Below are 25,282 nucleotides of genomic sequence, written 5' to 3'. Positions count from 1 at the left end.
TTTTGTCTTTTTAATAATAGAAGAACATTCTCTTTCATCGAGGATGTTTTACGGTGATAAGGACAAGGTAGGAAAGGCTAGGAAGACCAGCCGCTATGGAAAAAATAGCGCAAATCGACGGTTTCAGCTTGGTAATGTTGCACCCATTGCGCCAAGCTCACGACGTAAAGAGGACAAAGAACCTCGGCTTGAGCCGATGTGCTTTGTGCATTTCGCGTTGACGTTAAAGGCATTTATGTATTCCAAGGGTGAAAAATGGTTGTTGGACTCTTTTTTGCAAGTCCAATAACGATAGTTTACTGCTTGAATTGTGAGTTTTGAAGGGATTCGGTAACAAATTGTGTATTCGGGCTAGGTATATCTCAAGCTTGCCCTATACTGCTTAAGGTCGGTTGTGTTTATTTTACCGTCTTCTTTGCTCTTCTCTCTGACTCTACAGCCTTGTTAGTACATTGTTTTTTTAAGAATCCGGTACGTTTTGAATACAGGTACTTTTGAGGTTTAAGTAATCAGCGCGATTTTTGCGCTTTCATTTATTAAAGAGGGCTCATGACTATGAATGCATTTTTTGATTCGTTTAAAAATCACTTTTTAATTTCAATGCCACACTTAGACGACCCACATTTCGAACACACGGTTATTTATCTTTGCGAACACACCACCGCGGGCGCCATGGGGATTATCATTAATCGCCCCTCAAATGTTGATTTTACGGAATTGGCGGATCATCTTGGTATTAAGATTGATAGCCCACGTTTATCTTCTGAACCCATTTATACGGGGGGGCCTGTGGAGTCAGAACGTGGTTTTATTTTGCACACAGCGGATAAAGTATGGAACAACACGCTGCATGTGACCGATGAGGTGTCTCTTTCTGCCTCGTTAGAAGCGCTAGAAGAAATCGCAGAAGGCAAAGGGCCGAATGCCTTTCGCATCACATTAGGGTGCGCAGGTTGGGACGCTGGGCAACTTGAATCTGAAATTGCCAACAATGATTGGCTGGTATGTGAAGCGGATTTAGACGTATTATTCCATACACCAAGTGATATGCAATTTACCGCCGCAACGCGCGTATTGGGAATTGATATGGCGAGACTTTCACCGGATATAGGACATGGTTAATGACAGCGTCAATCTCGACAGAAACGCCTTTAAACGATAATCAGAAACCCAATACTGTTCGCTCAGTATTGGGTTTTGACTTTGGTACGACGCGAATGGGCGTTGCGATTGGTCAAAGTATTACAGGCACAGCGCAACCACTTGACCCGATAAAAGCCAAAGATGGCATTCCAAACTGGGACGAAATCACCAAAGTGGTTGAAGAATGGAAGCCAGATGCATTTGTAGTGGGATTGCCATTAGACATGGACGGCTCAGAAAATGAAATGTGCCAACGAGCACGCAAGTTTGCCAAACGATTGCATGGACGTTTCAATCTTCCTTACCATATGATGGACGAGCGCTTGTCGTCTTATGAAGCCAAGGGGCACGTTATTGCACGAGGCGGAAATCGAAATTTCAAAGACAATTCGGTGGATGGTTTGGCAGCACAAATGATTTTAGAGACTTGGTTTGCTGAGTCGGTTTAGTGAATCGCAGATGAGTGGCGGTTTATTGTGAATTTAAGAGCAAGGGTTAAGACATAATGAAGTTAGATTTAGAGCATTCTCTAGCGTCAATGAAAGCGCAGCTGGCGGCATACTGTGAAAAGAAGCAAATCGAAGATGCCATTGTTGTTGGAATTCATACCGGTGGTGTTTGGGTGGCGGAGCGCTTGATGTCTGCCGTGCCAACAACAGAACCGTTGGCGACGTTGGACATTACTTTTTATCGTGATGATTTTACCAAAGCGGGATTGAACCCAAAGGTAAACCAAACATCATTGCCCGCGATTGAAGATCGACACGTCATCTTGGTTGATGATGTGCTTATGTCGGGCCGTACGATTCGTGCCGCGATGAATGAAATATTCGACTTCGGCCGACCAGCCAGTATTACCTTAGCGATTCTGTATGATTTAGGTCAGCACGAGCTGCCGATCTCAGCGGACATTGTTGGCGAGCATTTAAGCCTTAATCCTGATCAAAGAGTTAAGTTGTCAGGGCCGAAAACGCTTAGCGTTTCTGTGATTGATACCCATTAATAGTCACAACAAAGCTTTATTTTTTATCGAACACGTACGACAATTAACGTATGGATAAGATTGACGATGCAACGGTTGGAAGAATGAAATCTCACCGAACCAATTCGGAGAGACTACTGTTTTGTATCAATAATGCCCGGTTGCAGCGAGTCTGCACCGGGCATTTTCCTATCTAGACGTCCTATTTTAAATAGAGAAAGACGATACCGTCTTTGCAGTTTGAGGAAAGCAAACCATGATGCGATCCGAGCCTCGGGCATTACAGTTAAATGAACACGGGCAGCTTAAGCACTTTTTAACGCTGGATGGACTGGATAAAACCATTCTGACAGAGATCCTTGATCGGGCAGAATCCTTTCTCTCGATGGGCGAGCAATCCGTTAAAAAAGTCCCTCTTTTACGCGGTAAAACCGTCGTAAACCTTTTCTTTGAAAACTCCACGCGAACGCGTACCACATTTGAATTGGCGGGCAAGCGTTTGTCCGCGGATGTGATTAACCTCAATATTGAAACCTCGGCGACCTCGAAAGGTGAATCCTTACTGGATACCCTAAAAAACCTCGAAGCCATGCAGAGTGACATGTTTATCGTGCGCCATTCGGACAGCGGTGCGGCGCATTTTATTGCGGAACATTGCACGCCAAATGTCGCCATCATTAACGCGGGCGATGGCCGTCATGCACATCCAACGCAAGCCATGTTGGACATGCTGACCATTCGTCGCCACAAAGGTGGTTTTGATGGGCTTAAAATTGCCATCGTGGGTGACATATTACACTCTCGTGTAGCACGTTCTCAACTGCAAGCGTTGACCACGTTAGGGGTGAGTGACGTCCGTTTGGTTGGGCCAAAAACCTTAGTACCAAGTTTCTTCGCGGAAATGGGCGCAACAATCTGCCATGACTTGGAAGCCGGTTTAAAAGACGTTGACGTGATCGTGATGTTGCGCCTACAAAAAGAGCGCATGAAAGGCGCATTGCTACCAAGTGAAAGTGAGTTCTATCGCTTGTATGGTTTGACGGAAGAAACATTGGCCTGGGCAAAACCGGATGCGATTGTTATGCATCCAGGTCCGATTAATCGCGGTGTCGAAATTTCTTCAGAAGTGGCAGACGGAAAACATTCGGTGATTTTGGACCAAGTAACCAATGGGATCGCGGTGCGAATGGCGGTGATGTCTATGGCGATGAGCGGTCAGTTGCAAAGTGACGATTCGCCAGCAGCGAAGGATGAAAAATAGCATGAAATTACGTATTCAAAATGGTCGTATTATCGACCCGAGTCAAGGCATTGATACGGTAACGGACTTATTCATCGATAATCAGAAAATCGTCGCCATTGGTGACACGCCAGAAGGGTTTGACAATGCCGACGTTGTCGATGCATCTGGACAGTGGGTTTTACCTGGTTTGGTGGATTTGGCGGTGGCGTTACGTGAACCTGGAATGACGCAGAAAGGCAGTATTGCAACAGAAGGTCGAGCGGCTGTTTCGGGGGGGGTGACAACGTTAGTTTGTCCGCCAAATACTCGACCGATTGTTGATACACCAGCGGTAGCAGCCTTGATACAAGATAAAGCCGATGAAGCAGGAATGGCCAATGTGTTTCCTATTGGTGCTTTAACGCAAGGTTTAGAAGGCACTCAACTGAGCAATATGGTGGCATTGACGGATGCGGGCTGTATTGCCGTGTCCAATCATCGCCAACCTATGGCGAGCACGAAAGTATTGGCTCGGGCGCTTGAGTACGCGGCGACACATGATTTATTAGTGGTGTTTCACCCTGATGAATCCAGCCTTTCTGAAGGCGGTTGTGCCCATGAAGGCTTGATGTCGACCATGCATGGTTTGGCTGGTATTCCTGAAGAGGCAGAAACCATTGCCTTGATGCGTGATTTATTATTGGTTGAAAAAACAGGCGTGCGAGCGCATTTTGCGCGTTTGTCCTGCGCTAAATCGGTCGAAATGCTGGCGGATGCAAAAGCGTCCGGGCTGGACGTGACGGCAGATGTTGCAGTGCACAATCTATTGTTGAACGATCAACTGCTGAATCGATTTGATGGACAGTATCATGTGTTGCCGCCATTGCGCAGCGATGAAGATCGTTTGACCTTGATTGAAGGCATAAAATCTGGCGTGATCACTGCGATTTGTTCTGATCATCAACCACATGAAAAAATGGCAAAAATTGCACCGTTCGCAGCCACAGAGCCAGGCATGGCGAATGTGGAGATATTGCTTCCTTTGGCCATGTTATTAATGGACGAAGGTGATTTGGACTTTCCAACTGTTCTGAGTTGCTTGACGTCTGGTCCAGCGGCTTGCTTTGGTTTGGAAGCGGGGTCTTTATCCGTGGGGAGTTTTGCCGACTTCATCTTGTTTGATAGCACGGTGCGTTGGACGTGGTCTTACGAAGGTCGGAAAACCAAAGGCCATAACTCGCCATTTTTTGACGATGAGTTTGTGGGGCGTGTGGCCGCGACGTATATTTCTGGTCAGCGCGTTTATCAGGCAGTTTAAGTCTAATAAGTAAGATCAAGTTGGGCTTTTTCGCTCACTTGGTCTTACTATTCCTTTACTTTTAGTCTTAGGGCGTTAATCTAGTTTGAATTATGGATTATTGTGGTTTTAGTATTTTATGCCTATAGACTCTTCGAACTCATTGCTTAAGGAACAGCAGGTCTTGCAGTCTCGTATTGCCTATCTTGAAAAAGAGCGAGATTTCATCAAAGGCTTATACAGCGATATGCCTCAAGTGCTGAATATGATTTCAAAAGGCGCCTTGTTAAGCACCCTCCTTGGTAATTTCAAAAATAAGCTACAGGCTCAGTTGCCTAATGCGTATTGCCTTTTTATTGTGTGCGATAAAGATTGCTCACAATGGCGCTTGCAATATAAAGACTCAATCAATGGCAGTTTGCTGAGTTCAAATGGCCAACTTGTTACCGTTCCTCAAGCTTTAATAACCTTTGCGGCGAGCCCGTCTTGCCCAAAGCGTCACGATATCAATATCCAAAGCTCGGTAGATTGGAAACACTGGCAGCCTTTTTTTAAAGATCACGGTTTTTCAGACGCGTCGATCGTGAGTGTGTCCGATGGTCAGGGTTCAATTTATTTAATGCTGGCATTTCAACGAGAAGAAACATTGTTAGAAGGTGAACTGATGGCGCTTGCGTTAGACAGTTATGCCTCTTGGTTAGACGCTGTTTTTGAAAGAGAAAAGGCCGATTACCAGTTACTGGAAGACAGTCACCGCGATCCATCGACAGGATTGTTGCGTCGATTTAGCTTTGATAATAGCTTTGGCATCGTATTAAAGGATTCTCGCCGTCATTTCCAACGTGCTGCATTGTTGTCTATTCGGCTGCTTTCAACGTCCAAAGTAGATGACGCTGAATTAAAAGTTTTAGCGGATATTATGCAAGAAACCGTTCGTGATAATGATCTTATTGCCCATTACGATGAACGTGAGTTGGTGATGGGTATTCGTATTCAGCATTTAGAAGACGCCGAGATTGTCGCGACTAAATTATTGAAGTCATTGAGCAATCCTCGTTTTTCAACCAATCGATTAATTCGTGATGGACTGTCTGTTGGTATTGCTTTTTATCCTGAACATTCGTCACTGGAACAGCTTCATCAAGCGGCCTCTTTTGCGTCCGACTCGTTGAGTAATGCACCGGGATTTCGTTTTGAATTTCATGGTAGCTATTACGGCACCAGCGCGGAACTGTATTCCTTATAAGCTTTTTTCTGTTTTTTAGAATAATGCTATGATGCGCCCCCCATGTTTCTCCTCAGTAAATTCAAGAGGGACGGGGTAACTCGTACATCTTGATGAAAAAGGAACGTGGTGAGTAATGACAATCGAAGTCGAGCATAATGAAGCTGAAGACATTAAAATCAATTTAGCTCTGGTTTCCCAGCAGATTGAGCAACTTGTTCAGCAGAGCCAGCGAGAAGCTGGCTGTGTGCGTTTATTAGCGGTTAGCAAAACAAAGCCTGTATCAGCGTTGGAAGGCGCTTACAGTGCAGGTCAGCGAGCGTTCGGTGAAAACTATGTTCAGGAAGCTGTCGACAAATATCATACGCTATCGCATTTAACCGACATCGAATGGCACTTTATTGGCCCGATCCAATCCAATAAATCCCGTCTCATTGCAGATACCATGGATTGGGTGCATTCCGTAGATCGTGAAAAAATCGCCCGTCGTTTGAGCGAACAGCGCTCAGCGGATTTGCCGCCACTGAATGTTTGTATTCAAATTAATATTAGTGGTGAAAGCAGCAAGTCGGGAGTGGCCTTATCTGAACTCAATTCAATGGTTGACCTAATCACAGGTTTGCCAAATTTGCGCCTCAGAGGCTTGATGGCGATCCCCGCGCCACAAGAAAATTATGCGGCACAATGTGCTGTGTATGAACCTCTTAGACAAGCCTTTCTTGCATTATCCAAATCTGACAGCATGATAGATACCTTGTCGATTGGTATGTCTGGAGATTTATCAGCGGCCATCGACTCTGGTAGTACCATGGTTCGTGTGGGGACGGCGATTTTCGGCGCGCGTGATTATTCTGCTAAAGTGTAAACGCAACGTGCACGATGTGATTTTTGAATAGCGAGTTGACGTGTTCAGTCAACTTAGAGAATGAAAGAAATAGGATGTAACATGACCGCAAGTATTGCCTTTATCGGCGTGGGAAATATGGCCCGATCTATTTTTAGCGGTATGCTCGCTGGTGGCTACCCTGCAGATAAAATTATTGGAACATCGAGAACGCCAGAAAAACGCGATTATTATCATGAGCAATATGGCATTACCATGTTGGCGGAAAATGATTTGGCGGTAGATCAGGCTGATGTTGTTGTCTTGTGCGTTAAACCAGCGCAAATGCAGTCTGTGGTAGAAGAGTTTGCAGACCATGTACGTGGTGATCAATTGTTTATTTCGGTAGCCGCAGGGATTGAATTGGATTCCTTAGCCTATTGGTTAGGACGTTCCGTTGCCATTGTCCGTAGTATGCCGAATACGCCTTCTCAATTAGGCGCGGGAATGACGGGCCTGATTGCAAATGAACACACAAGTCCTGCACAAAAAACGCAGGTGAGTGAACTTTTTTCCAGCATTGGCCACTCGGTTTGGGTGGATGATGAAGCGCACATGCACACGGTGACCAGTTTATCGGGCAGCGCGCCGGCTTATTTTTTTCGATTCCTTGAAGCCATGATTAAAAATGGTGAGCAGCAGGGGCTTGATGAAGCAACGTGTCGAGCTTTGGCCAGCCATGCGATGTTTGGAGCCGCTCGAATGGTTATGGAACTCGATGAGCCGATTTCGCAATTGCGTCAAAATATTACATCGCCAATGGGAACAACTGAGCAAGCTTTGTTGTCTTTTGAAGCGTCTAATATTGATAAAATCGTTGCGGAAGCCATGATGGCTTGTGTGAATAGATCAAAAGAAATGGCCGAAGATTTTTCAGCTAAGAAAGACTAATTTTAAGGAACAATGAACATGAATTCGGATCCAATTGTGATGTTAGTAAAGGTTATTTTGAACCTTTACTTATTTATTGTACTACTGCGTTTGATACTTCAACTTACGCGAGCAGATTTTTATAATCCCATTAGCCAAGGCATTGTGAAGGCAACAAGCCCGATTATTTTGCCTCTGCGCAAGGTGATCCCAGCTATTGGCCGTTTGGACACCGCGTCACTTGTGTTGGCGTTGGCGGTTCAGTTTCTAACCGTCGCTTTGATTGTGTTTATTAAAGGCGGTGCGCTTGCACCTGTCAGCTATGTCATTTATACCGTGGCAGGTACCTTGTACCATTTGCTGGATTTGTATTTTTGGGCGATGCTTATTTCGGTCATTCTAAGTTGGGTTGCACCGGGTGCGAATCACCCTGGCGCTATGTTGGTTGGGCAAATCACTGAGCCTTTATATCGTGCTTGCCAGCGTGTTATTCCAACGTTAGGCGGCTTGGATTTGTCTCCTATTTTTATCTTCCTTGCGATTTCTTTTTTGAAGCAAATATTGGCACCTTACAGTATTTAATTTTGTAAGATTGCGAGGATCATCGCCGATAAAAATTTACGGCATGATTCGGTGAATTGAGAACAGGGTCGTATTCCTATATGATGCGACCCCTAAACGGGAATTAGCATGGACAAAAAGTCGCCAGCTACCTGACTCGTTCTCCCTTATTAATTTTTTGGATGAAAGCTATGAGTACGATTGCGGTTTATCCGGGGACATTTGACCCTATTACAAACGGCCATACGGATTTGGTTGAACGCGCATCAAAACTATTTAATCAGGTTATTGTTGCGGTGGCAGCGAGCCCAAAAAAACGCCCGGCTTTGTCCCATGAATTGCGAATTTCATTGGCGAAGAAAGTCTTAGGTCATTTGCCTAATGTGGAAGTGGTGGGATTTGATAATTTACTGACCGAGTTTACACGATCCGTAAATGGCCAAGTGGTTATTCGTGGTTTACGTGCTGTGTCAGACTTTGAATACGAATTTCAATTGGCCAATATGAACCGTGCCATTGCGCCAGATGTGGAAAGTATCTTTTTGACACCTTCTGAAAAACATTCTTATATTTCCTCGACCTTAGTTCGTGAAATTGCTTCTTTGAATGGTGACTTTGGTCAATTTGTGAATCCAGAAGTGAAACGTGTTCTTCAAGAGCACTATCAAACGATTTAATTCCTGTTTTTGAATGCCGCTGTTCCTAATACGGCGGTTTTTAGGAGAGAAAAATGTCTCTTATCATTACTGATGAATGCATCAACTGTGATGTGTGTGAGCCTGAGTGTCCGAATGAAGCCATATCTCAGGGTGACGAGATTTATGTCATAGATCCATCAAAATGCACCGAGTGTGTTGGTCATTTTGATGATCCACAATGTCAGCAAGTTTGCCCTGTTGACTGTATTCCGTTAGACCCTAATTTCAAAGAAACGGAAGAACAGTTAATGGAGAAATACTTAACGTTAACCGGTCAACTTTAAGCCATACGTCTACGTTGGTTTATTTTTAGCTGGCATTCCTAAAGATTGGAGTGCCAGCTAAAACAATCATCGGTTAGTAACTCGCTTATCTAACGTCTCATTTCCATTTTTTAATATTCCTTTGTGTGCTCTCTTTTCGATGACCTTGTTCATTGTTTTTATACGTTGAAATAATGACGAATTTCATTAAGTGATGGAATGACTTGGTTGTCATTGATGAGAATAATCAGTCCTTCCGCATCAACAATCGCGTGTGTTTGAGGGTGAGTGACAATGTCGCCATTTTGGTGAACATACCCCAAAGCCGTGCCAATATCTTTTTGAATTAACGTGGTCACGACTTGTGCCCAGGTGACGCCGGTTACTCGAACGTCAAGACGAATAGTATGATCGCCTTGGTGGCGGAACAAATCTTCTAAAACTTGCTCTGTTCCTGGTGCGATCAGTGAACGCACCAACATTTCTGGGTACGCTCGAACAGGTCGAATAACGGCGTTTGCGCCAGCGGCTTTAAATCTTGGTCGGTTAGAGTCATTAATGGCTTCCGCCATAATAAAGGCCGAAGGGTTTAGTTCTTGAATTCGATGCAAGGTATCAAAGGTTAAGCTGTCGGAATAGTTGTCTTGCGCATCTTGGCACAGCACAATAATGTATTTTGCTTTGTGTACACCAGCGGACTCTAACATGCCATCTTCTAATGCATCCCCAGTATGATGAACCACCCCTTTGGCTCTTAGGTTAAGTGGCAAACCGTCAGGAAACGCCAGCGTTAGAATTTGAATGGGTATGTCGGCGAGTTCTGGTGTTTGGCTGATTTGGTTAATGAGCAGTTCGAGATATCGTTCAGAATCGTATTTTGGTGTATTAATGATAAGTATATGATTTTTCATATCGTCCCACTTTATACGGCCTTTAATGCGCATTTCTTTGTGCATTAGCCTGAGTTCAACGTAATCGCTGGCGATTTGAGCGAGCAGGGTAATGCCCATTCCATAAATCAATAGAATGGTGGAAAACTGCCCCCAGAAAGTCACCGCGGATAGGTCACCGTAGCCTGTCGTGCTGGCCGACGTCATGGTGAGCCAGAACGCTTGCCACCAATCAAGATCCTCAAAGAACACCATCGCCAAACTGTGTAAAGCGATGACGCCGGCTAATAAGACAAAGCGCTTCTTCAAATCACTTGTTTCGTGTAAGTGTACTTTCTTCCGAAATTGACGACGGCTGTTTTTTCGTCTTAGGAGCAGTCCTAGTGAGTTCATTGTACCTCTGTGTGTTATTCGCTAACGGTTGGCATCGCATAATCAAGCTGACGCCATGATTCATACACCATAACCGCCACCGTGTTCGAAAGATTTAAGCTGCGGGAATTAGCTTGCATCGGCAATCGTAAACGCTGAGCTGGCGGTAATGCATCAATAAACTCGGCAGGCAATCCACGTGTTTCAGGGCCAAACACCAACACATCATTTTCAGCAAAACGCGCTTCGCTGTGTGTGTGGCTGCCTTTTGTTGTTAGCGCGTAAATAGTGCCTATGTCGTTTTGATCAACAAATGCCTGAAAGTCAGGGTAGCGCTTTAGACGAGTGAACTCGTGATAATCCAATCCGGCTCGGCGCAGTTTCTTATCTTCTAATTCGAAACCAAATGGCTCGATAAGATGAAGGTGGTAGCCCGTGTTGGCACACAGTCGAATGACATTGCCAGTATTGGGTGGGATCTCTGGTTGGTAAAGTACAATGTGAAGCATAGTTTTATCTCCTTGATATAGGAAGATAATACCAGAGCGACCGAAGAAACTAAGTTTTTAATTTTTTTTCAAAAAAACTATTGACCCGTAAAAAGGTTTCTCTATAATACGCCCCACTTGCCCAGATAGCTCAGTCGGTAGAGCAGAGGATTGAAAATCCTCGTGTCGGCGGTTCGATTCCGTCTCTGGGCACCATGATTAAAAAGAAAGCCTGCTATTTATAGCAGGCTTTTTTTTGCCTAAAATTTACGCTGCCTTCTCTTACTTCCTATTCTATTGATTGAACCCTTCTCAATCGTGCTATGCGTGTTTTTAAAAACGCGAAGTGTTGGGGTCAGATCAAGAAACTAGGTTTACATATCTACTTGATTGCACTGAGGGCTTGAAGGGAATGTATAACGCAGCACCCCTGACAGACTAGTTTTTGATCTGACCCCAAACTCGTACTTTAGTAAGCTTCCTATCTGTTCCCCTGTGACGCCTATGTCGTCATCCACGGCATGGGCCGCCATCATTCCTAGCCCGTCTAATGCATCGATCCCAAATGACATATGGTGTATTTGGCGTTTTATTTCGTCAGATGTTGTCATGTCCAAGTTTACTCGCTCCATGTTGAAATCTTGTACTGAATCAATGTCTGGCTTATCCATGCTGTACTCCTTGCATGTTGTTAAATCCAGTATTAAACACGACTGAGCTGGCTCTGTGGCGGGTGTCGCCCTCGATGAGCAAAGTTTGAAACATCGCATCGACCGCTTGGCCAAGGGCATTTTGTCGGCTGTACTGAAAGCGGACACGGGTATGAATGAGATCGGGTAGTAGGGTAAGGAGTTGTTGCTTCTGACGATCGGATAAACCGCCGATAGCAAAGATGGCGCCATTCGGCGTTTGAACGGACAAAGGCGTGTCGCTTTCGACGCAAACCGCGACGATACGGCCAATGCCTATTCTTTGAGTAGGTAAAACGTTATGGGAAGGTAGAGCGGAAAAGGTGCCGATAGACGGCAAAAGGGCGTGGTGGTGCTGTGAACGAATAATAGCGTTATTCATGATTTAACTCCTGATAAGAATTTAAACCACAACTTATGCTTCCAAACATAGGTGGTGGCCATACGCGAGGTTGGAAGACCAGTTATCAGGAACCGGTAGGCCGAAGCCTCCCCACGCACAGCCACCATAACGCGAACATTATGGCACAAAAAAACCGCGACGCGGCGGTATTGTGCGTCCTGATAGATTGGAGCTTCCACACCCCAGTGTTGGATTTTGCCAACACTCATAAACGATAGGATGGCCGGAAAAAGATGTCAATAAAAATGTTTTCAAATGGGGGTAAATGAAACATAGTAAAGTCATTGTCGGTTTAGCTACAGGGAGATGAGGGACGTGATACCTAAGTATAAAGACATTTCAGACTTGCTCGATAAAGGTGCCACAGTAGAGGCACTAGAGAGAATTATGGAGCTTCGGGAAGCGACGCTTGAGCTTCAAGAAGAGAACTTGGACCTAAAGGTGAAAGTTAAAAAACTTGAAGAAGAGCTAGAAGAAAAAGCTAAATTAACTTACGAAGCGCCTTTTTACTGGATGATAGACGGTGGAAAGAAAGATGGACCATTTTGCCAGCAGTGTCATGATAGCGACAAGAAGAACATTCGATTGCAAAACTATAGAGATGGTTGGTGGAATTGTGCAACCTGCAAAAATAATTTTGGCACTGCAGAGGCTCAATCAAAAGATCGAGTGGCTATTAGTGGTAGTTCATACGTGAGTCGATTCTAATATGAAAATTGATCAAGAATACCTAGTTAAGCTCTTAAGCCCGTTAGATGATGGAAATATTCTCACATTGTCTGCATATCTTTCTGAAGTTGAAAAGTTAGGTGTCATTGTATGTGAGAGCAATAAAAAAACTACTGAAATGTTTGATGTGCATTTGAATTATATGATTTCAAAAAAAATGATTTCAAACATGGCACGTCAAAGCGACCTTAAGTCGTTAGGCTTTCTTTCTCCTTTGTCGGGGGAGTTATCATTCCTAGGACATGTAAAAATCATGAAAGCTGAAAAGGAAGAAACAATCTCAAATAGTACCTTTAACTTTAATGCGCCAGTAACCACACAACAAGCCCAATTTGGTAATGACAACACTCAAAACGTCACCATCAACATGCAAGAGCTCGTTGAAAAAGTCGCAGCATCCGGCGATAAAGAAGCAAAAGGAATGCTAATGAAGCTCCTTGAAAACCCAACGGTTAATGGTGTGATTGGTGCAGGTGTGTCTGGGTTGATTGGGTTGTTGGGATAATAAAAATTATATTTTACGTAATGAGGTCATAAAGTAGTGGATCAGATATTTACATTTTTTAATCAAGGCTGGGTTGCTTCTTTAATTGCAATTATAGGGATTCCGATTGCTTATTTTATCGCAAAGCACGTGAGGCATAAAGGAAAACCCTGTTATCAGCGGTATGCTCGTGTTCTTTTAGGTGGAGGGGAGGATGATCTGCCGAGCGAAGTGTCTATAAAATATGATGGTGATGATGTTAAAAAACTGACCAGAACCAGCATTATTTTTTGGAACCATGGGACAGAAATATTAAATGGGGAAGATATCGTGCTATCGGATCCATTAAGATTAGAGTTTCCAAGTGAAGTGACCATATTAAATTCAAAAATAATAAAAGAAACTAAGAGCTCTAATGAATTTGAATTAAAGCAAGATGAAGAGAATAAATATATTCTTTACTTAAGCTATGTGTATCTCGATCCTAGAGATGGAGTTTCTTTTGAAATATTACATGATGGTGAAATGAAGTATCCAAAATTTGAGGGTGTTATTAAAGGTATTCCTAAAGGGGTGTTTCGTTTTAGTTCTGATTCGCTTTTTAGTGACGATGATATGCCGAATTTTATGAGAAAAACACTAAAACTTTTAAATAAGAATTTAATGTATTTATTTTTATTTATTTCTGGTGCAGTTGTGTTTTTAACAGGTTTCCTTGTTGAGTTTTTTCCTGAATTTTCTAGTTTTTTAAATTCAAATCAAGTCATTAGAGACGGGGTGGGGTATATGGTTCTTGGTGTTTTATATATATTGCTTCCTACGTTTATGATTTGGGATAAAAGGATAAAGTATCCAAAGTCTTTAAAGCTTGATAGATGATAGTTGTGAAATTTAGGATCAGATGAAAAGCTATCCTCTCAAATTCCGATACTGTCTTATCTTTATTTTTGACTGCTGTTTTTCTTCATCTTCAATCTTACGACGGACAATATCAATCAGGTCGTCCAAATCGCTGACAGAGTGTTCTCCCAATGCCTTATACCGCTTGATGGCCAACGCCACTGAGCGATGCTTCTTTAATCGCCTCGTCAGCGATCTCACAGCGAATGTCTGAATTGCTTTTCCTTCACGTGTATTTAGTGCCCTTTTTTTATAAAAATTACTTTAATGGATCTTGTGTTTTCTGGCATATATTTTGAAAGTAAGCTTCAGGGGGGGCTGTGTTTATTTTGGATAATATAAGCTTGCAGCTTGATCCTTTTGCTTCAAATTCTATAAAGTTTCCAATATATAATATTTTTGGTTTATTTTGAAAATTAACAGTGACAAAACTTCCTGAAATCAGATCAATCCCCATGATTTTTTCAAATCCCGAAAAATTCTTTATATCTTTCCACTTTAACCAAAACGCCTCACTCAAAGGATAAAAGTTATCTAATTGATTCTGTTTATTTTTCAATTCGGATTTTAGTCTAGATGAATTATTAGCTTCGTTTTTTAACTGTTCTGTTTTTTGGTCTAATTCTTTTGAAAGACTAGAGATCTTTGATGCTAATTTTTTTTCTTCTGCTTTCCAGTCTGAATAGGATTTTATTTCTGAAATATTTTTCTCAATTGCCTTGTTTGCAATTAAAATTGATTCTACTGTTTCAGCAAGGTTTAGGTTATTAACGTCTCTATAAGATTGTAATTCTGTTTCCAGAGAGGCAATACGGTCACCTCTTGAGTCATGGCCAATCTTTAAACCAAGAGTTACGGCTGCTAAAATGGCGACTGCGACTGCGACTACTGTTGCTGCTAATGTTAATCGTGAATCAAAATTCATTTTAATCCTTTAGGTTGTGATATTAGTAAGCTCTAAGCCTAATTTGGTGTTAGAAAAAAGTATTTGTAGTCTTTACTAGTGAAGCTGCATTCTAAATGCTCCCGCTTCTGTGAAGCAAAAACCATGCTTTTTATAAAATGCATACGCTTGCTCATCATCCGCTTGGGTTATTCCCATTACTTCATCAACTTTGAGCGTTCTAGCGTGTTCTAGTAGTCGATTGATCAGTGTAGAACCAATGCCTTTACCTCGATCTTCTTCGTTATGGATGAGTAGATCGCATATTTCAATGGAGTTCTGATCTTCTTCAGGAAAGTCCCATATTAGATAGCCAACACGAGATCCAGTGTCACTATTAGCGACGAACATACCATTCGTTCCATCGTCTTGAATGTGTTTGATCTGCATCGGCCATCCTTAGTCGCTTGTGAAGAGGTTGTAGCTGTTTACCAATCTTAACCGTATTTGTCAGGTTTGAGTCAATAAAATGTTTTCAAATGGTGACATTTTAGGTGGTTATATAGATACTGACAGTACTGGACTTCATAAAACACCTCTTATTGAACTAGATTTTAACGTTAATAGGTGTCTAGTAAAGTCTGGGAAGTCCAAACGTGTTCTTTTGGGTATTTAGATACCAAACTATTACATAATTTAACCATTACTCTATCTTCTGTTCTTGTCGCATTGTCTATGCTTAATGAGTCTCGTATGGAGTATAGGCATGAATAAATCGTTGAAGGTAGTGGCTTGGACGACGCTTGGGTATTTTGTTTTTGGTATTCTGGGACTTGAGGTCGCTATACCACCTGGCTACTCAACCATCATTTGGCCTGCTTCTGGGCTAGCGATTGCGGCCGTTATGCTTTTTCCTAAACAGGCGCCGTTAGGTGTGTTTCTAGGGTCTTTATTCGTTAATCTATGGGCAACATGGCCAAACGTTCAGTCAATGATCTGGTTGCTCCCTTTTCTAATTGCATTTGGCGCGACATTGCAGGCTTGTGTTGGCGCGTATTTAGTTAGACGTTTTATTGGCGTTCCTTTCTTATTTCATCAAACTCGCTTGGTATTGCGCTTCATTTTGTTAGTTGGCGTCTTATCAACCTTTATTGGCCCCACAATGGGCACGTTGTCGCTGCTATTTTTCCACGTAATTAATACAGAGCAATTTATCAACCACTGGTTAGTTTGGTGGGGCGGCGACATGATTGGTGTTTTGGTGATGGTGCCTTGGCTCGCAGCCTGTTTCCCTCGTTATTTTGGTAATTACTTTGCTCATCCTGTTCGTTTGTTTGGCGGTTTCCTATTTGTATTGATGATGACAGCCGCGCTGTCTTGGGTGAGTGGGTATTCAGAATGGAACAAGCAATCGAAAGAGTTTCGTTCTAATGCCGAGCTGTTAGAGGTGTTGCTAAATAATCGCATCAAAAATGCTGTGGATATGTTGTACAGCTTTGTTGGATTGTTAAATGGCAGCGAAAATATAGAAGCGCATGAATTTGAAACGTTTGCGAACAGTGTTATGCGTCGAGATGGTTCTATCCTTGGCGTATCGCTCAATTTTGCAGTGGCCGGAAAAGACATTCCTGATTTTGAAAGAGAGGTTCAGAAAAATCACCCCGATCACATTTTCCAAGTAAAAGAAAAAAACAGTGAAGGGGCGTTTATCATTGCTACCCCAAGGTCTAAACATATTGTGGTGACGTTTATTAGTCCGATAAAAGGCAATGAGGCCGCACTTGGGTATGACGTTTACTCGCAGGAAAACCGCCGTTTTGCTCTGGATCAGGCCATTGAGGCAAGACAAGCGTATTCAACAGAGCCAATTACCTTGGTTCAAGGCGGCAGAGGGGTTCTGGTCTTTTTACCATTTTTTGATACCAAGACCGATGTTTTTTTAGGTGTAGCGACGGCGGTCATTGGGTTGGATGCGCTCACAGAGTCCATCGTTCAGCAAGGCTTACTGCCGAACACAGATCTTTATTTGGTTGATATTCAAACGGGGCCTCGTCCACCTGTTTTGGTTACTCAAAGTACATCTGCAAGCTTGTCTCTAGAAACGCTGTTGTCTCGTTATGAAGCGAAAGGTTTTCAGCACGCGGTGAGTTTTGATATTGAGGTCGGCGCCAAAAAATGGCGTTTATTTCAGATCAGTGAGCGTTACTTCTTTAAACAGCCTTGGATTGTGCAGTTTATTTTAGCGTGCGGCTTTTTGGTGACGGGATTGTTTGGTTGGTTTTTATTGATCGTTAGTAGTCATGCAGCGGAAGTGGAAAACAAAGTTCGTCTAAGAACAAGAGACTTACAACTGGCCAACGAATATTTGAAATTGTCTGAATTAGAGCAAAGTAAGGCCAAAGAAGAGGCAGAAAAAGCCAATTTGGCGAAAAGTGAGTTTTTAGCCAACATGAGTCACGAAATTCGGACGCCGTTAAATGGTGTGATTGGCTGTCTTTCTTTGTTGATGAATACCAAACTCGAGCCAGAACAAACGCATTTAGCGACCTTGTCGCAACATAGCGCCGAATCTCTGTTAGATATTATTAATGACATTTTGGATTTGTCTAAGATTGAGATGGGGGATTTGGTTTTAGAAAAACACGCGTTTAATCTACAAGCGTTGATCGAAGAAGTGTCGAGTCTCTTTGTTTTGAAAGCCGAAGAAAAAGGCATAGTGTTCAACGCACCAGCGACGCTTATTCCTAACGTAAATTTAATTGGTGATCGGCTGCGTCTTAAACAAGTGCTGGTGAATCTATTGGGCAACGCCATTAAATTTACGCAAGACGGGGAAGTGGCGTTGCATCTCTTCGTTGATGCTTTGGATAAGAATGTGGCGAATCTACGGATTTCTATTATTGATACAGGCATTGGTGTTTCTGAGGAAAATCAAAAACATCTGTTTCATCGCTTTAAACAAGCGGATGGGTCTACGACGCGTAAATTTGGTGGAACGGGTTTAGGACTGGCAATTAGTAAAGAAATCGTAGATGTTATGGGCGGAGAAATTGGCTTGACCTCTAAGGAAGGGGAAGGGACTACGTTTTGGTTCAGTGTTCCTCTTGCTTATGGTGAGGCTTGCGAGCCATTTCAACCCCTTGGTTATGATACAAACGTCGCGCTCGTGTATCGAAATAAAACGGGACGTGACTATGTGGGTTTATTGCTTGATTCATTGGCGGTGAGCTATGACGCCTATGAGAGTCTGGCTCATGTTGTTACGGATCAGAAAGAGCATGATTGTATTTTGTTGGATTCGGACGCATTACGCTACGCCGCGGCGTCTGATGTATTGGCTTTTGAAAGGCTCTCGCAAAAACAAGCGATGAAAAGAGTGCTTGTTCATGGTCGTATCAATATAGATTATGATTTAGCGGGCTATACGGCGTCATTAATAAAGCCGGTATACCGTCATTCCCTGTTGGGTGTATTGGAACAATTAGCGTTTTTAGAAGGAAATATTGATATGGCGATAAAAGACGTGGAAACAACGCCTGAAAGCCGCCCCGTGTTTAACGCCAAAGTGCTTTTAGCGGAAGACAACCTAACGAATCAAATTGTGGCTCGTGGATTATTGAATTTATATGGCGTCGATGTTGTGGTGGCTGAAAATGGGCAAAAAGCGGTCGAACAGGCTCAGTCAACGCCGTTTGATCTGATCTTCATGGATTGTCAAATGCCAGTTATGGATGGTTACGAAGCAACGCGTACGATTCGTCAATTTACCGACGCAAAAACATCGGCCGATGTTGCCATTGTTGCGCTAAGCGCTAACGCAATGAAGGGCGATGAAGATGAGTGCTTTGCCGCCGGTATGAACGATCATATAGCAAAGCCGGTTTCCCAAGAAAAATTGCTTGCGATACTGACCAAATGGCTTCCTTAGCAATGAGCATTCGCACACAGAGGTGTCTTTCTTATGTTTGAGGTAAAGGTGTTTGATAATACGGATTACGAAAGCCGATTGGCGTGCAATCATGACTTGATGGTGCTGGTCGCGGGTGAATTTATTAAAGAAGCGTCAGGTCTATTGGAGACATTAAAAGCTTACATGACCAATCAGGATTGGCAAAATGTTGCCTTGGTTGTGCATCGATTAAAAGGGGCTGGGTTGGAAGTATCAGGCCATCGTTTCTGCCGTTTAATTGATGAAGTGGAAGTCTTGGTAGAACGGCATAAAATCGATGCTCTTCCTAAACACCTCACTGTTTTGCTTGATGAATTCGAGACGCTGGTGCTGGCTTTGAATCAAGAAATTTTGCGTTAGACCCCTTTCAGACCTTCCAAAATAGCACTTTATACTGTGTTTCATCTCATTGTTAATGCCTAAATATACCGTGTCATATCGGTATATTTATTGCTTTTTCCCATCTAAAAAAACCATTCTGGTTTCATTTGAGTTTGATTTGTATTTCAAATGAAACCTAACTATCATCAAATTGAAATATTTTCTGATTACAGTCGTTCTTTCTTTTCTAATAAAAACTCATTGTGAGGAACACGGAAATGCATAATTTGAAATTAGCGTCAGTGGTTGTTGGGATGTCTATTGCTGGTTCAGCATTGGCAGCGACAGAAGTTGAATGGTGGCATGCAATGGGTGGTGCAAATGGCGAAAAGGTCAATGAAATCGCCAAAGGCTTTAACGACTCCCAAGACGCCTATGAAGTGAAGCCTGTTTATAAAGGCAATTACACAGAAACCATGACGTCTGCGATTGCCGCGTTCCGCGCAAAACAGCAGCCTGCGATCGTTCAAGTATTTGAAGTGGGTACTGCGAGCATGATGGCGGCGAAAGGCGCGATTTATCCCGTTCACCAGTTGATGCGTGAATCGGGTCAGCCGTTTGACGAAAGTGCGTATTTAAGTGCGGTAACAGGGTACTACACAAGCAGTGAAGGCAAAATGCTGTCTATGCCGTTCAACAGCTCAACCCCTGTGTTGTATTACAACAAAGATTTATTCAAAAAAGCGGGCATTACTCAAGCGCCTAAAACATGGCAAGAAGTCGAAAGCAGTGCGAAGAAACTTCAAGCGTCAGGTGTATCCTGTGGCTTTACAACGTCTTGGCAATCTTGGGTTCAATTAGAAAATTTTAGTGCTCGTCATAATGTGCCATTCGCCACGCTTGAGAACGGTTTTGGTGGTTTGAAAACCGAACTTGCGTTCAATGGTCCTCTGCAAGTCGCTCATGTTAAGAAAATGGGCGAGTGGCAAAAAAGCGGCGTGTTTAGCTATTCTGGTCGCACGAACGACGGCGCAGCGAAGTTTTACAGCCAAGAATGTGCCATGTTTACCGAGTCTTCAGCGGGCTATGCGGGTATCAAACGTAATGCTAAGTTTGATTTTGGTGTAGCGGAGCTTCCTTACTGGGAAGGCAAAGTAAAACAGCCGTCTAATACCATTATCGGTGGCGCTTCTTTGTGGGTACTGCAAGGTCACACCAAAGAAGAATACAAAGGCGTAGCCTCTTTCCTAAGCTACTTATCTCGTGCATCGGTTCAAGCCGATTGGCATCAGTTTTCTGGGTACTTACCGATTACGCATGCTGCGTACGATCTGACCAAAGGGCAAGGTTTTTATGCCGCTAATCCTGGTACAGAAACCGGTGTTATTCAGATGACAACGGGAACACCAACAGCAAACACGAAAGGCTTGCGTTTGGGCAACTTTGTTCAAATTCGTGGTGTAATCGATGAAGCGTTAGAGTCTGTTTGGAGTGGCGATGTTGACGCTCAAACGGCACTTGATACCGCGGTAAAACGTGGTAATGCGCTGCTTCGTAAGTTTGAAAAAGCGAACGATTAATCACACTAAGCGCCCTTATGGTTTTTCCTAAGGGCGTTTTTTTAAGCCTAGTTTGTCGCTTTATTTTGTTTGGATACTTCTATGACGGTTACCTTCCCCCAAAAAGGCCTACCTTGGTTATTGCTATTGCCTCAACTCTTGGTCACGGCAATTTTTTTCTTGTGGCCTGCTGAGCAAGCGTTAGAGCAAGCCTTCTATCAAGAAGACGCATTTGGTTTAAGTCGTGAATTTGTTGGTTTGGAAAATTTCATTGATTTATTCACTGACCCTCTTTATTACCAGTCCATGTTGACCACATTGCTCTTCAGTTTTTCTGTGGCAATTTTTGGCATGTCTGCTGCGTTGCTGTTAGCCGTGATGGCGGATCGAGTGATTCGCGGCAAGTTGGCGTATCAAACCTTATTGATCTGGCCGTACGCCGTCGCACCAGCGCTAGCGGGTGTGCTCTGGTGGATTTTGTTTGATCCGAGTATGGGGCCAATTGCCTTATGGCTGGAGTCTGCTGGCGTGGATTGGAATCATTATCTTAATGGAAATCAAGCCATGATTTTGGTGGTGATTGCTTCGACGTGGAAGCAGATTAGTTACAATTTTTTATTCTTTCTGGCTGGATTACAAGCTGTGCCTCGTTCATTGATTGAGGCGGCATCCATTGATGGCGCGAGCCCTTTTAAGCGTTTTTGGACGATTGTTTTTCCACTTTTATCACCGACGACATTCTTTTTACTCGTGGTGAATCTGGTGTATGCCTTCTTTGAAACCTTTGGCGTGATTGATGCTACAACCAAAGGCGGCCCTGGGCAAAGTACTACTACCTTAGTGTATAAGGTGTTCGAAGACGGCTTTATCGGTTTGGATCTTGGTGGCTCTGCGGCTCAATCGGTTGTGTTGATGGGCATTGTTGGTCTGATGACCGTTATTCAATTTCGTTTTATTGAGCGCAAGGTGCAGTACTCATGATAGAAAATCGACCTTGGTTGACGGTGGTGAGTCACGCTACGTTAATGATCGGCATTGCTTTGGTGGCGTTGCCGGTATGGATGGCTTTAGTCGCGTCAACGCATCCCGCGTCTGCGTTTGGTGTGGGCCACATTCCGTTGTGGTTTGGGGATGCTGGCGTCGACACGTGGAAAACCGTGCTGTTTGAAAAAGCCGGTAACGGCATTGATACGCCTGTGTTTTTTATGATGCTGAATTCCTTAGTGATGGCGCTTGGCATCACATTTGGGAAAATTGCGATTTCATTGTTATCGGCGTATGCGATTGTGTTCTTCCGCTTTCCCTTTCGTAATCTGTGTTTCTGGATCATTTTTATGACCTTAATGCTGCCCGTCGAAGTGCGTATCGTACCGACGTACGAAGTGATTGCGAATCTGAATTTGCTGAACAGCTATACCGGTTTAACGCTGCCTTTGATTGCCAGCGCAACGGCAACGTTTTTGTTTCGCCAGTGTTTTTTGAGCATTCCGGGTGAGCTGGTGGAAGCCGCGCGAATCGATGGCGCTGGTCCGTTTCGTTTTTTCTTTGACATTCTGCTGCCGTTGTCTCGAACCAACATCGCGGCCTTGTTTGTTATCTTATTTATTTATGGTTGGAATCAATATCTATGGCCTTTGCTTATTACGACGGACGACGCTTATTACACCTTGGTAATGAGCATTAAACGCATGTTGTCGGTGACGGATGGCGACATCGCGTGGAACCAAATTATGGCGACGACCTTGCTTGCTATGTTGCCACCGGTGGCGGTGGTCATTGGAATGCAAAAATTGTTTGTCAAAGGCTTAGTGGATTCGGAGAAATAGAAATGACGGACGTAGTATTAGAAAACGTAGGAAAAACCTACCCCAACGGTTATCACGCCATTCCCAGTGTGGATTTGTCGATTGAAGAAGGTGAATTCATTGTGTTGGTTGGCCCGTCTGGTTGCGGTAAATCGACGTTGTTGCGCATGGTTGCGGGGTTAGAAAGTATTTCAGAAGGCGAGTTGCGCATTCGTGGCGAGCGCATGAATGAAAAAGAACCCGCAGAGCGTGACATCGCCATGGTGTTTCAGAATTATGCGCTGTACCCGCATATGACCGTCTATGCGAATATGGCGTACGGTTTAAAAAACCGTGGCGTGCCTAAAAATCAGATTGAAGAAAAAGTTACTCATGTGGCTGACATGCTGGGTTTAACGGAATTACTGCAGCGTAAACCCGGTCAGTTGTCTGGTGGCCAGCGTCAGCGTGTGGCGATGGGGCGCGCCATGGTTCGTGATCCAAAAGTTTTCTTGTTTGATGAGCCTTTGTCGAATCTAGACGCCAAGCTTCGAGTGCAAATGCGCGTCGAAATCCGCCAGTTGCAGCGCAAGCTGGGCACAACCACCTTATATGTAACACACGATCAAGTAGAGGCCATGACGTTGGCGGATCGTTTGGTGGTGCTGAACAAAGGCAAAGCGGAGCAAATCGGCACGCCAATGGACATTTATAATCAGCCCGCCACGCCGTTTGTGGCGGCGTTTATTGGCTCGCCATCAATGAACTTGATTGATGCGAATGTGACCGAGCAGGGCGTGAAAATTTCTGACGCTGTGACCTTGCCGCTTTCTCACGAGCATCGTGGCGAGGTGGTTTGGGGAATTCGCCCTGAGCATCTGGTCGTGTGCGATGAGAAAAATGCCGATTTCGCTTTGCGTATTCAAGCGGTAGAATCCTTAGGCGCGGAAACCTTGATACACGGCGTAATAGACGAAAAATCAGGAAAAAATGAACCTATGGTGGTGCGTTTGGCGGGACCACATTTGCCTGACATAAACAGCCTTATCTGGTTGACGGCGCCCGTTCAGCATTGGCACTTATTTGACGCAAAAACTCAGCAGAGATTGTGAGATAAACATGAAAGACAATGACATTTTAAAGACCAAAGTAATGGGACATCGCGGGGCGGCGTTGTTAGCACCGGAAAACACCTTAGCGTCTATTCGTGCCGCGGCAAACGCGGGCGCGACGTGGGTGGAAGTTGATGTGTATTTGATCGCTGAAGGCGGTTTGATTATCTTCCATGACGACACGTTAGACCGTTGTACAACGGGCACTGGCGTGACACGTGATGCACATCCGGTGTCGGTGGCTGAGCTGGATGCCGGTTCTTGGTTCTCTGCGGAATTTGTTGGGGAAAACGTCCCGACGCTGTTGGATGCACTGGAATGCATTCAATCGTTAGGTCTCGGTTTGAACCTTGAGATCAAACACGATGGCGCGGATGTCGAAAATATTGTGCCCGCCGTGTTGACTGTGTTGCGAGACCATTGGCAAGACAATGATAATTTGATGATTTCCAGTTTTAATCATGCGGCGTTACGGATGTGTTACGACATGGATGCGGATCGTCATTTGGCGCAATTGTATGAAGAGATTCCTGAAAACTGGCAAGCTGAGATGGAAGCGATTAAAGGTTACAGTGTTAATTGTGATTACTCACGATTAACCAAGGCGCAAGCGCAAGCCGTGAAAGCCGCAGGCTACAAATTACTTTGTTATACCGCGAACGATCCACAGAAAGTAGAAACGCATTGGGCTTGGGGTATGGACGCGGTGATTACGGATGACCCAACAAAATTCGCCTTTCTATCGGCTTAGTTTTTTTATCGTTTCTAATTTATCGTTTTTAATTTGATTGTTTATTTAGGGTTATTTTGTGGGTTTGAATGAGCGACAAAACCAGATATTAAACTGGGTGCAACAAGAAGACGCCTTGTTAGTGGAAGACATGGTGGCGCGCTTCAATGTGTCATCACAAACCATTCGCAAAGACATTAACCAATTGGCCGAGCGTCATTTGATACGTCGAACACACGGCGGCATAGCGCCGGTTTCCAGTACGGAAAACCTGCCTTTTGATCATCGTCAGTTTTTAAATGGCGATGCAAAAACGTCGATTGCTGCCAAAGTGGCCACGCTGATCCCCGATGGCGCGTCGGTGTTTTTGGGCATAGGAACAACGGTTGAATACGTGGCCAAAGCGTTGATATCGCACAAAAATCTGCAAGTGTTTACCAACAATTTAACCGTGGCGAGTATTCTTGGAAATTACCCTGATATTCGAGTGCGAGTGTTGGCTGGAAAGCTGCGTCATCAGCATCATGATTTGGTGGGCGAAGACACCTTATCGGGCTTGCGTCAGTACTATTTTGACTACGGCGTGTTGGGATGCGGCGGCATGGATGAAGATCAGGGGGTTCTAGATTTTGATCCGGAGGAGGCCGCTGTCAGTCGTGTCTTGGTTGAACAAAGCCGTTATAGCTTACTGGTGGCGGATCAACATAAATGGGGTCGTAAGGCCATGGCGCGCGTACACCCATTTTCGGCAATCGATTGGCTGTTTAGCGATGCGCTTTCTGACGCGCAAACGCGCTTACTCACCACTCATGGTGTTCAAATTCAACTTTGTTCTTAGGACGACT

29 protein-coding genes and 1 tRNA gene are annotated in these 25,282 nt (G+C 44.0%); 23 read left to right on the top strand and 7 right to left on the bottom strand.

Annotation, left to right across the window (positions count from 1 at the left end; translation table 11 throughout):
• Positions 1 to 77 precede the first annotated feature (77 nt).
• Complete coding sequence (locus tag D104_RS37400; RefSeq protein ID WP_024023787.1) at positions 78 to 233, bottom strand: hypothetical protein; 156 nt, start codon at positions 231 to 233, stop codon at positions 78 to 80.
• A gap of 316 nt (positions 234 to 549) precedes the next feature.
• On the opposite strand from D104_RS37400, the gene D104_RS27070 reads away from it, so the two are divergent.
• From D104_RS27070 to D104_RS27020, 11 genes are all read left to right on the top strand, one after another.
• Positions 550 to 1,122, top strand: coding sequence for a YqgE/AlgH family protein (locus D104_RS27070; protein ID WP_024023786.1), 573 nt, complete (start codon positions 550 to 552; stop codon positions 1,120 to 1,122).
• On the top strand, positions 1,122 to 1,592 hold the full coding sequence (ruvX, locus tag D104_RS27065) for a Holliday junction resolvase RuvX (RefSeq protein WP_024023785.1): 471 nt from the start codon (positions 1,122 to 1,124) through the stop codon (positions 1,590 to 1,592). The genes D104_RS27070 and ruvX overlap by 1 nt, the downstream gene beginning before the upstream one ends.
• 56 nt (positions 1,593 to 1,648) lie before the next feature.
• Entirely contained in the window at positions 1,649 to 2,146 is a 498-nt protein-coding gene (pyrR, locus tag D104_RS27060; protein WP_024023784.1) for a bifunctional pyr operon transcriptional regulator/uracil phosphoribosyltransferase PyrR, read from the top strand.
• A 235-nt stretch (positions 2,147 to 2,381) separates the two neighbouring features.
• Positions 2,382 to 3,386 (top strand): aspartate carbamoyltransferase catalytic subunit, encoded by a 1,005-nt coding sequence (locus tag D104_RS27055; protein ID WP_024023783.1) that lies wholly within the window; start codon positions 2,382 to 2,384, stop codon positions 3,384 to 3,386.
• A gap of 1 nt (position 3,387) precedes the next feature.
• The gene (locus tag D104_RS27050) at positions 3,388 to 4,665 is read left to right on the top strand and encodes a dihydroorotase (RefSeq protein WP_024023782.1); all 1,278 of its coding nucleotides are present in this window, start codon (positions 3,388 to 3,390) and stop codon (positions 4,663 to 4,665) included.
• A gap of 118 nt (positions 4,666 to 4,783) precedes the next feature.
• Positions 4,784 to 5,890, top strand: coding sequence for a diguanylate cyclase domain-containing protein (locus tag D104_RS27045; protein WP_200866750.1), 1,107 nt, complete (start codon positions 4,784 to 4,786; stop codon positions 5,888 to 5,890).
• 115 nt (positions 5,891 to 6,005) lie between these two features.
• Positions 6,006 to 6,734 carry a YggS family pyridoxal phosphate-dependent enzyme gene (locus tag D104_RS27040; protein WP_024023780.1) on the top strand — a complete coding sequence of 243 codons (729 nt, stop codon included), beginning with the start codon at positions 6,006 to 6,008 and terminating at the stop codon, positions 6,732 to 6,734.
• Positions 6,735 to 6,815: 81 nt separating this feature from the next.
• On the top strand, positions 6,816 to 7,643 hold the full coding sequence (gene proC, locus D104_RS27035; RefSeq protein ID WP_024023779.1) for a pyrroline-5-carboxylate reductase: 828 nt from the start codon (positions 6,816 to 6,818) through the stop codon (positions 7,641 to 7,643).
• Positions 7,644 to 7,661: 18 nt separating this feature from the next.
• Positions 7,662 to 8,204, top strand: a complete 543-nt coding sequence (locus D104_RS27030; RefSeq protein ID WP_024023778.1) for a YggT family protein — start codon at positions 7,662 to 7,664, stop codon at positions 8,202 to 8,204.
• A 170-nt stretch (positions 8,205 to 8,374) separates the two neighbouring features.
• On the top strand, positions 8,375 to 8,860 hold the full coding sequence (coaD, locus tag D104_RS27025; protein ID WP_031214735.1) for a pantetheine-phosphate adenylyltransferase: 486 nt from the start codon (positions 8,375 to 8,377) through the stop codon (positions 8,858 to 8,860).
• A 53-nt stretch (positions 8,861 to 8,913) separates the two neighbouring features.
• Positions 8,914 to 9,165 carry a YfhL family 4Fe-4S dicluster ferredoxin gene (locus D104_RS27020; protein ID WP_024023776.1) on the top strand — a complete coding sequence of 84 codons (252 nt, stop codon included), beginning with the start codon at positions 8,914 to 8,916 and terminating at the stop codon, positions 9,163 to 9,165.
• A gap of 158 nt (positions 9,166 to 9,323) precedes the next feature.
• Here D104_RS27020 and D104_RS27015 read toward each other — a convergent pair whose 3' ends face one another.
• Positions 9,324 to 10,427 (bottom strand): potassium channel protein, encoded by a 1,104-nt coding sequence (locus D104_RS27015; protein ID WP_024023775.1) that lies wholly within the window; start codon positions 10,425 to 10,427, stop codon positions 9,324 to 9,326.
• A gap of 14 nt (positions 10,428 to 10,441) precedes the next feature.
• Positions 10,442 to 10,915, bottom strand: a complete 474-nt coding sequence (gene trmL, locus D104_RS27010; protein ID WP_024023774.1) for a tRNA (uridine(34)/cytosine(34)/5-carboxymethylaminomethyluridine(34)-2'-O)-methyltransferase TrmL — start codon at positions 10,913 to 10,915, stop codon at positions 10,442 to 10,444.
• A gap of 119 nt (positions 10,916 to 11,034) precedes the next feature.
• On the opposite strand from trmL, the gene D104_RS27005 reads away from it, so the two are divergent.
• Positions 11,035 to 11,110 (top strand) — tRNA-Phe (locus D104_RS27005).
• 158 nt (positions 11,111 to 11,268) lie between these two features.
• Here the strand turns inward: D104_RS27005 and D104_RS27000 are convergent.
• Together D104_RS27000 and D104_RS26995 are read right to left on the bottom strand one after the other, a co-directional pair.
• Complete coding sequence (locus D104_RS27000; protein WP_024023773.1) at positions 11,269 to 11,565, bottom strand: hypothetical protein; 297 nt, start codon at positions 11,563 to 11,565, stop codon at positions 11,269 to 11,271.
• Entirely contained in the window at positions 11,558 to 11,965 is a 408-nt protein-coding gene (locus D104_RS26995; protein ID WP_024023772.1) for a hypothetical protein, read from the bottom strand. Before D104_RS26995 ends, D104_RS27000 begins: the two co-directional genes overlap by 8 nt.
• A 336-nt stretch (positions 11,966 to 12,301) precedes the next feature.
• On the opposite strand from D104_RS26995, the gene D104_RS26990 reads away from it, so the two are divergent.
• Genes D104_RS26990 through D104_RS26980 form a run of 3 tightly spaced genes read left to right on the top strand, consistent with a single transcriptional unit; the run spans position 12,302 to position 14,078 of the window.
• Entirely contained in the window at positions 12,302 to 12,694 is a 393-nt protein-coding gene (locus tag D104_RS26990) for a hypothetical protein (protein WP_031214734.1), read from the top strand.
• 1 nt (position 12,695) lies between these two features.
• Positions 12,696 to 13,220 (top strand): hypothetical protein, encoded by a 525-nt coding sequence (locus tag D104_RS37300; RefSeq protein WP_024023770.1) that lies wholly within the window; start codon positions 12,696 to 12,698, stop codon positions 13,218 to 13,220.
• A gap of 36 nt (positions 13,221 to 13,256) precedes the next feature.
• Positions 13,257 to 14,078 carry a hypothetical protein gene (locus D104_RS26980; protein ID WP_024023769.1) on the top strand — a complete coding sequence of 274 codons (822 nt, stop codon included), beginning with the start codon at positions 13,257 to 13,259 and terminating at the stop codon, positions 14,076 to 14,078.
• 280 nt (positions 14,079 to 14,358) lie between these two features.
• Here D104_RS26980 and D104_RS26975 read toward each other — a convergent pair whose 3' ends face one another.
• Positions 14,359 to 15,024, bottom strand: coding sequence for a hypothetical protein (locus tag D104_RS26975; protein WP_024023767.1), 666 nt, complete (start codon positions 15,022 to 15,024; stop codon positions 14,359 to 14,361).
• Positions 15,025 to 15,099: 75 nt separating this feature from the next.
• Positions 15,100 to 15,432, bottom strand: a complete 333-nt coding sequence (locus D104_RS26970) for a GNAT family N-acetyltransferase (protein ID WP_024023766.1) — start codon at positions 15,430 to 15,432, stop codon at positions 15,100 to 15,102.
• Between the two features lie 316 nt (positions 15,433 to 15,748).
• Here D104_RS26970 and D104_RS26965 point away from each other — a divergent pair, with 316 nt between their 5' ends.
• The 8 genes from D104_RS26965 to D104_RS26930 all read left to right on the top strand — a co-directional run bounded on the left by D104_RS26965 (position 15,749) and on the right by D104_RS26930 (position 25,275).
• Complete coding sequence (locus D104_RS26965; RefSeq protein WP_024023765.1) at positions 15,749 to 18,910, top strand: ATP-binding protein; 3,162 nt, start codon at positions 15,749 to 15,751, stop codon at positions 18,908 to 18,910.
• Between the two features lie 33 nt (positions 18,911 to 18,943).
• A complete protein-coding gene (locus tag D104_RS26960; RefSeq protein WP_024023764.1) occupies positions 18,944 to 19,291 on the top strand; it encodes an Hpt domain-containing protein in 348 nt (115 codons plus the stop codon).
• 239 nt (positions 19,292 to 19,530) lie between these two features.
• A complete protein-coding gene (gene ugpB / locus D104_RS26955; RefSeq protein ID WP_024023763.1) occupies positions 19,531 to 20,832 on the top strand; it encodes a sn-glycerol-3-phosphate ABC transporter substrate-binding protein UgpB in 1,302 nt (433 codons plus the stop codon).
• Positions 20,833 to 20,913: 81 nt separating this feature from the next.
• Entirely contained in the window at positions 20,914 to 21,792 is an 879-nt protein-coding gene (ugpA, locus tag D104_RS26950; RefSeq protein WP_024023762.1) for a sn-glycerol-3-phosphate ABC transporter permease UgpA, read from the top strand.
• Complete coding sequence (gene ugpE / locus D104_RS26945) at positions 21,789 to 22,637, top strand: sn-glycerol-3-phosphate ABC transporter permease UgpE (protein WP_024023761.1); 849 nt, start codon at positions 21,789 to 21,791, stop codon at positions 22,635 to 22,637. Before ugpA ends, ugpE begins: the two co-directional genes overlap by 4 nt.
• A gap of 2 nt (positions 22,638 to 22,639) precedes the next feature.
• Entirely contained in the window at positions 22,640 to 23,707 is a 1,068-nt protein-coding gene (locus tag D104_RS26940; protein WP_024023760.1) for a sn-glycerol-3-phosphate import ATP-binding protein UgpC, read from the top strand.
• 7 nt (positions 23,708 to 23,714) lie between these two features.
• Positions 23,715 to 24,458 (top strand): glycerophosphoryl diester phosphodiesterase, encoded by a 744-nt coding sequence (locus D104_RS26935; RefSeq protein WP_024023759.1) that lies wholly within the window; start codon positions 23,715 to 23,717, stop codon positions 24,456 to 24,458.
• A 58-nt stretch (positions 24,459 to 24,516) separates the two neighbouring features.
• Entirely contained in the window at positions 24,517 to 25,275 is a 759-nt protein-coding gene (locus tag D104_RS26930; RefSeq protein WP_024023758.1) for a DeoR/GlpR family DNA-binding transcription regulator, read from the top strand.
• Positions 25,276 to 25,282: the final 7 nt, after the last annotated feature.

Origin of the sequence: Marinomonas profundimaris (assembly GCF_000508165.1) — a bacterium.
GTDB classification, from domain to species: Bacteria; Pseudomonadota; Gammaproteobacteria; order Pseudomonadales; family Marinomonadaceae; genus Marinomonas; species Marinomonas profundimaris.
Note: the sequence above shows the minus strand (reverse complement) of the source record. Positions and strands in the feature narration are given on the sequence as shown.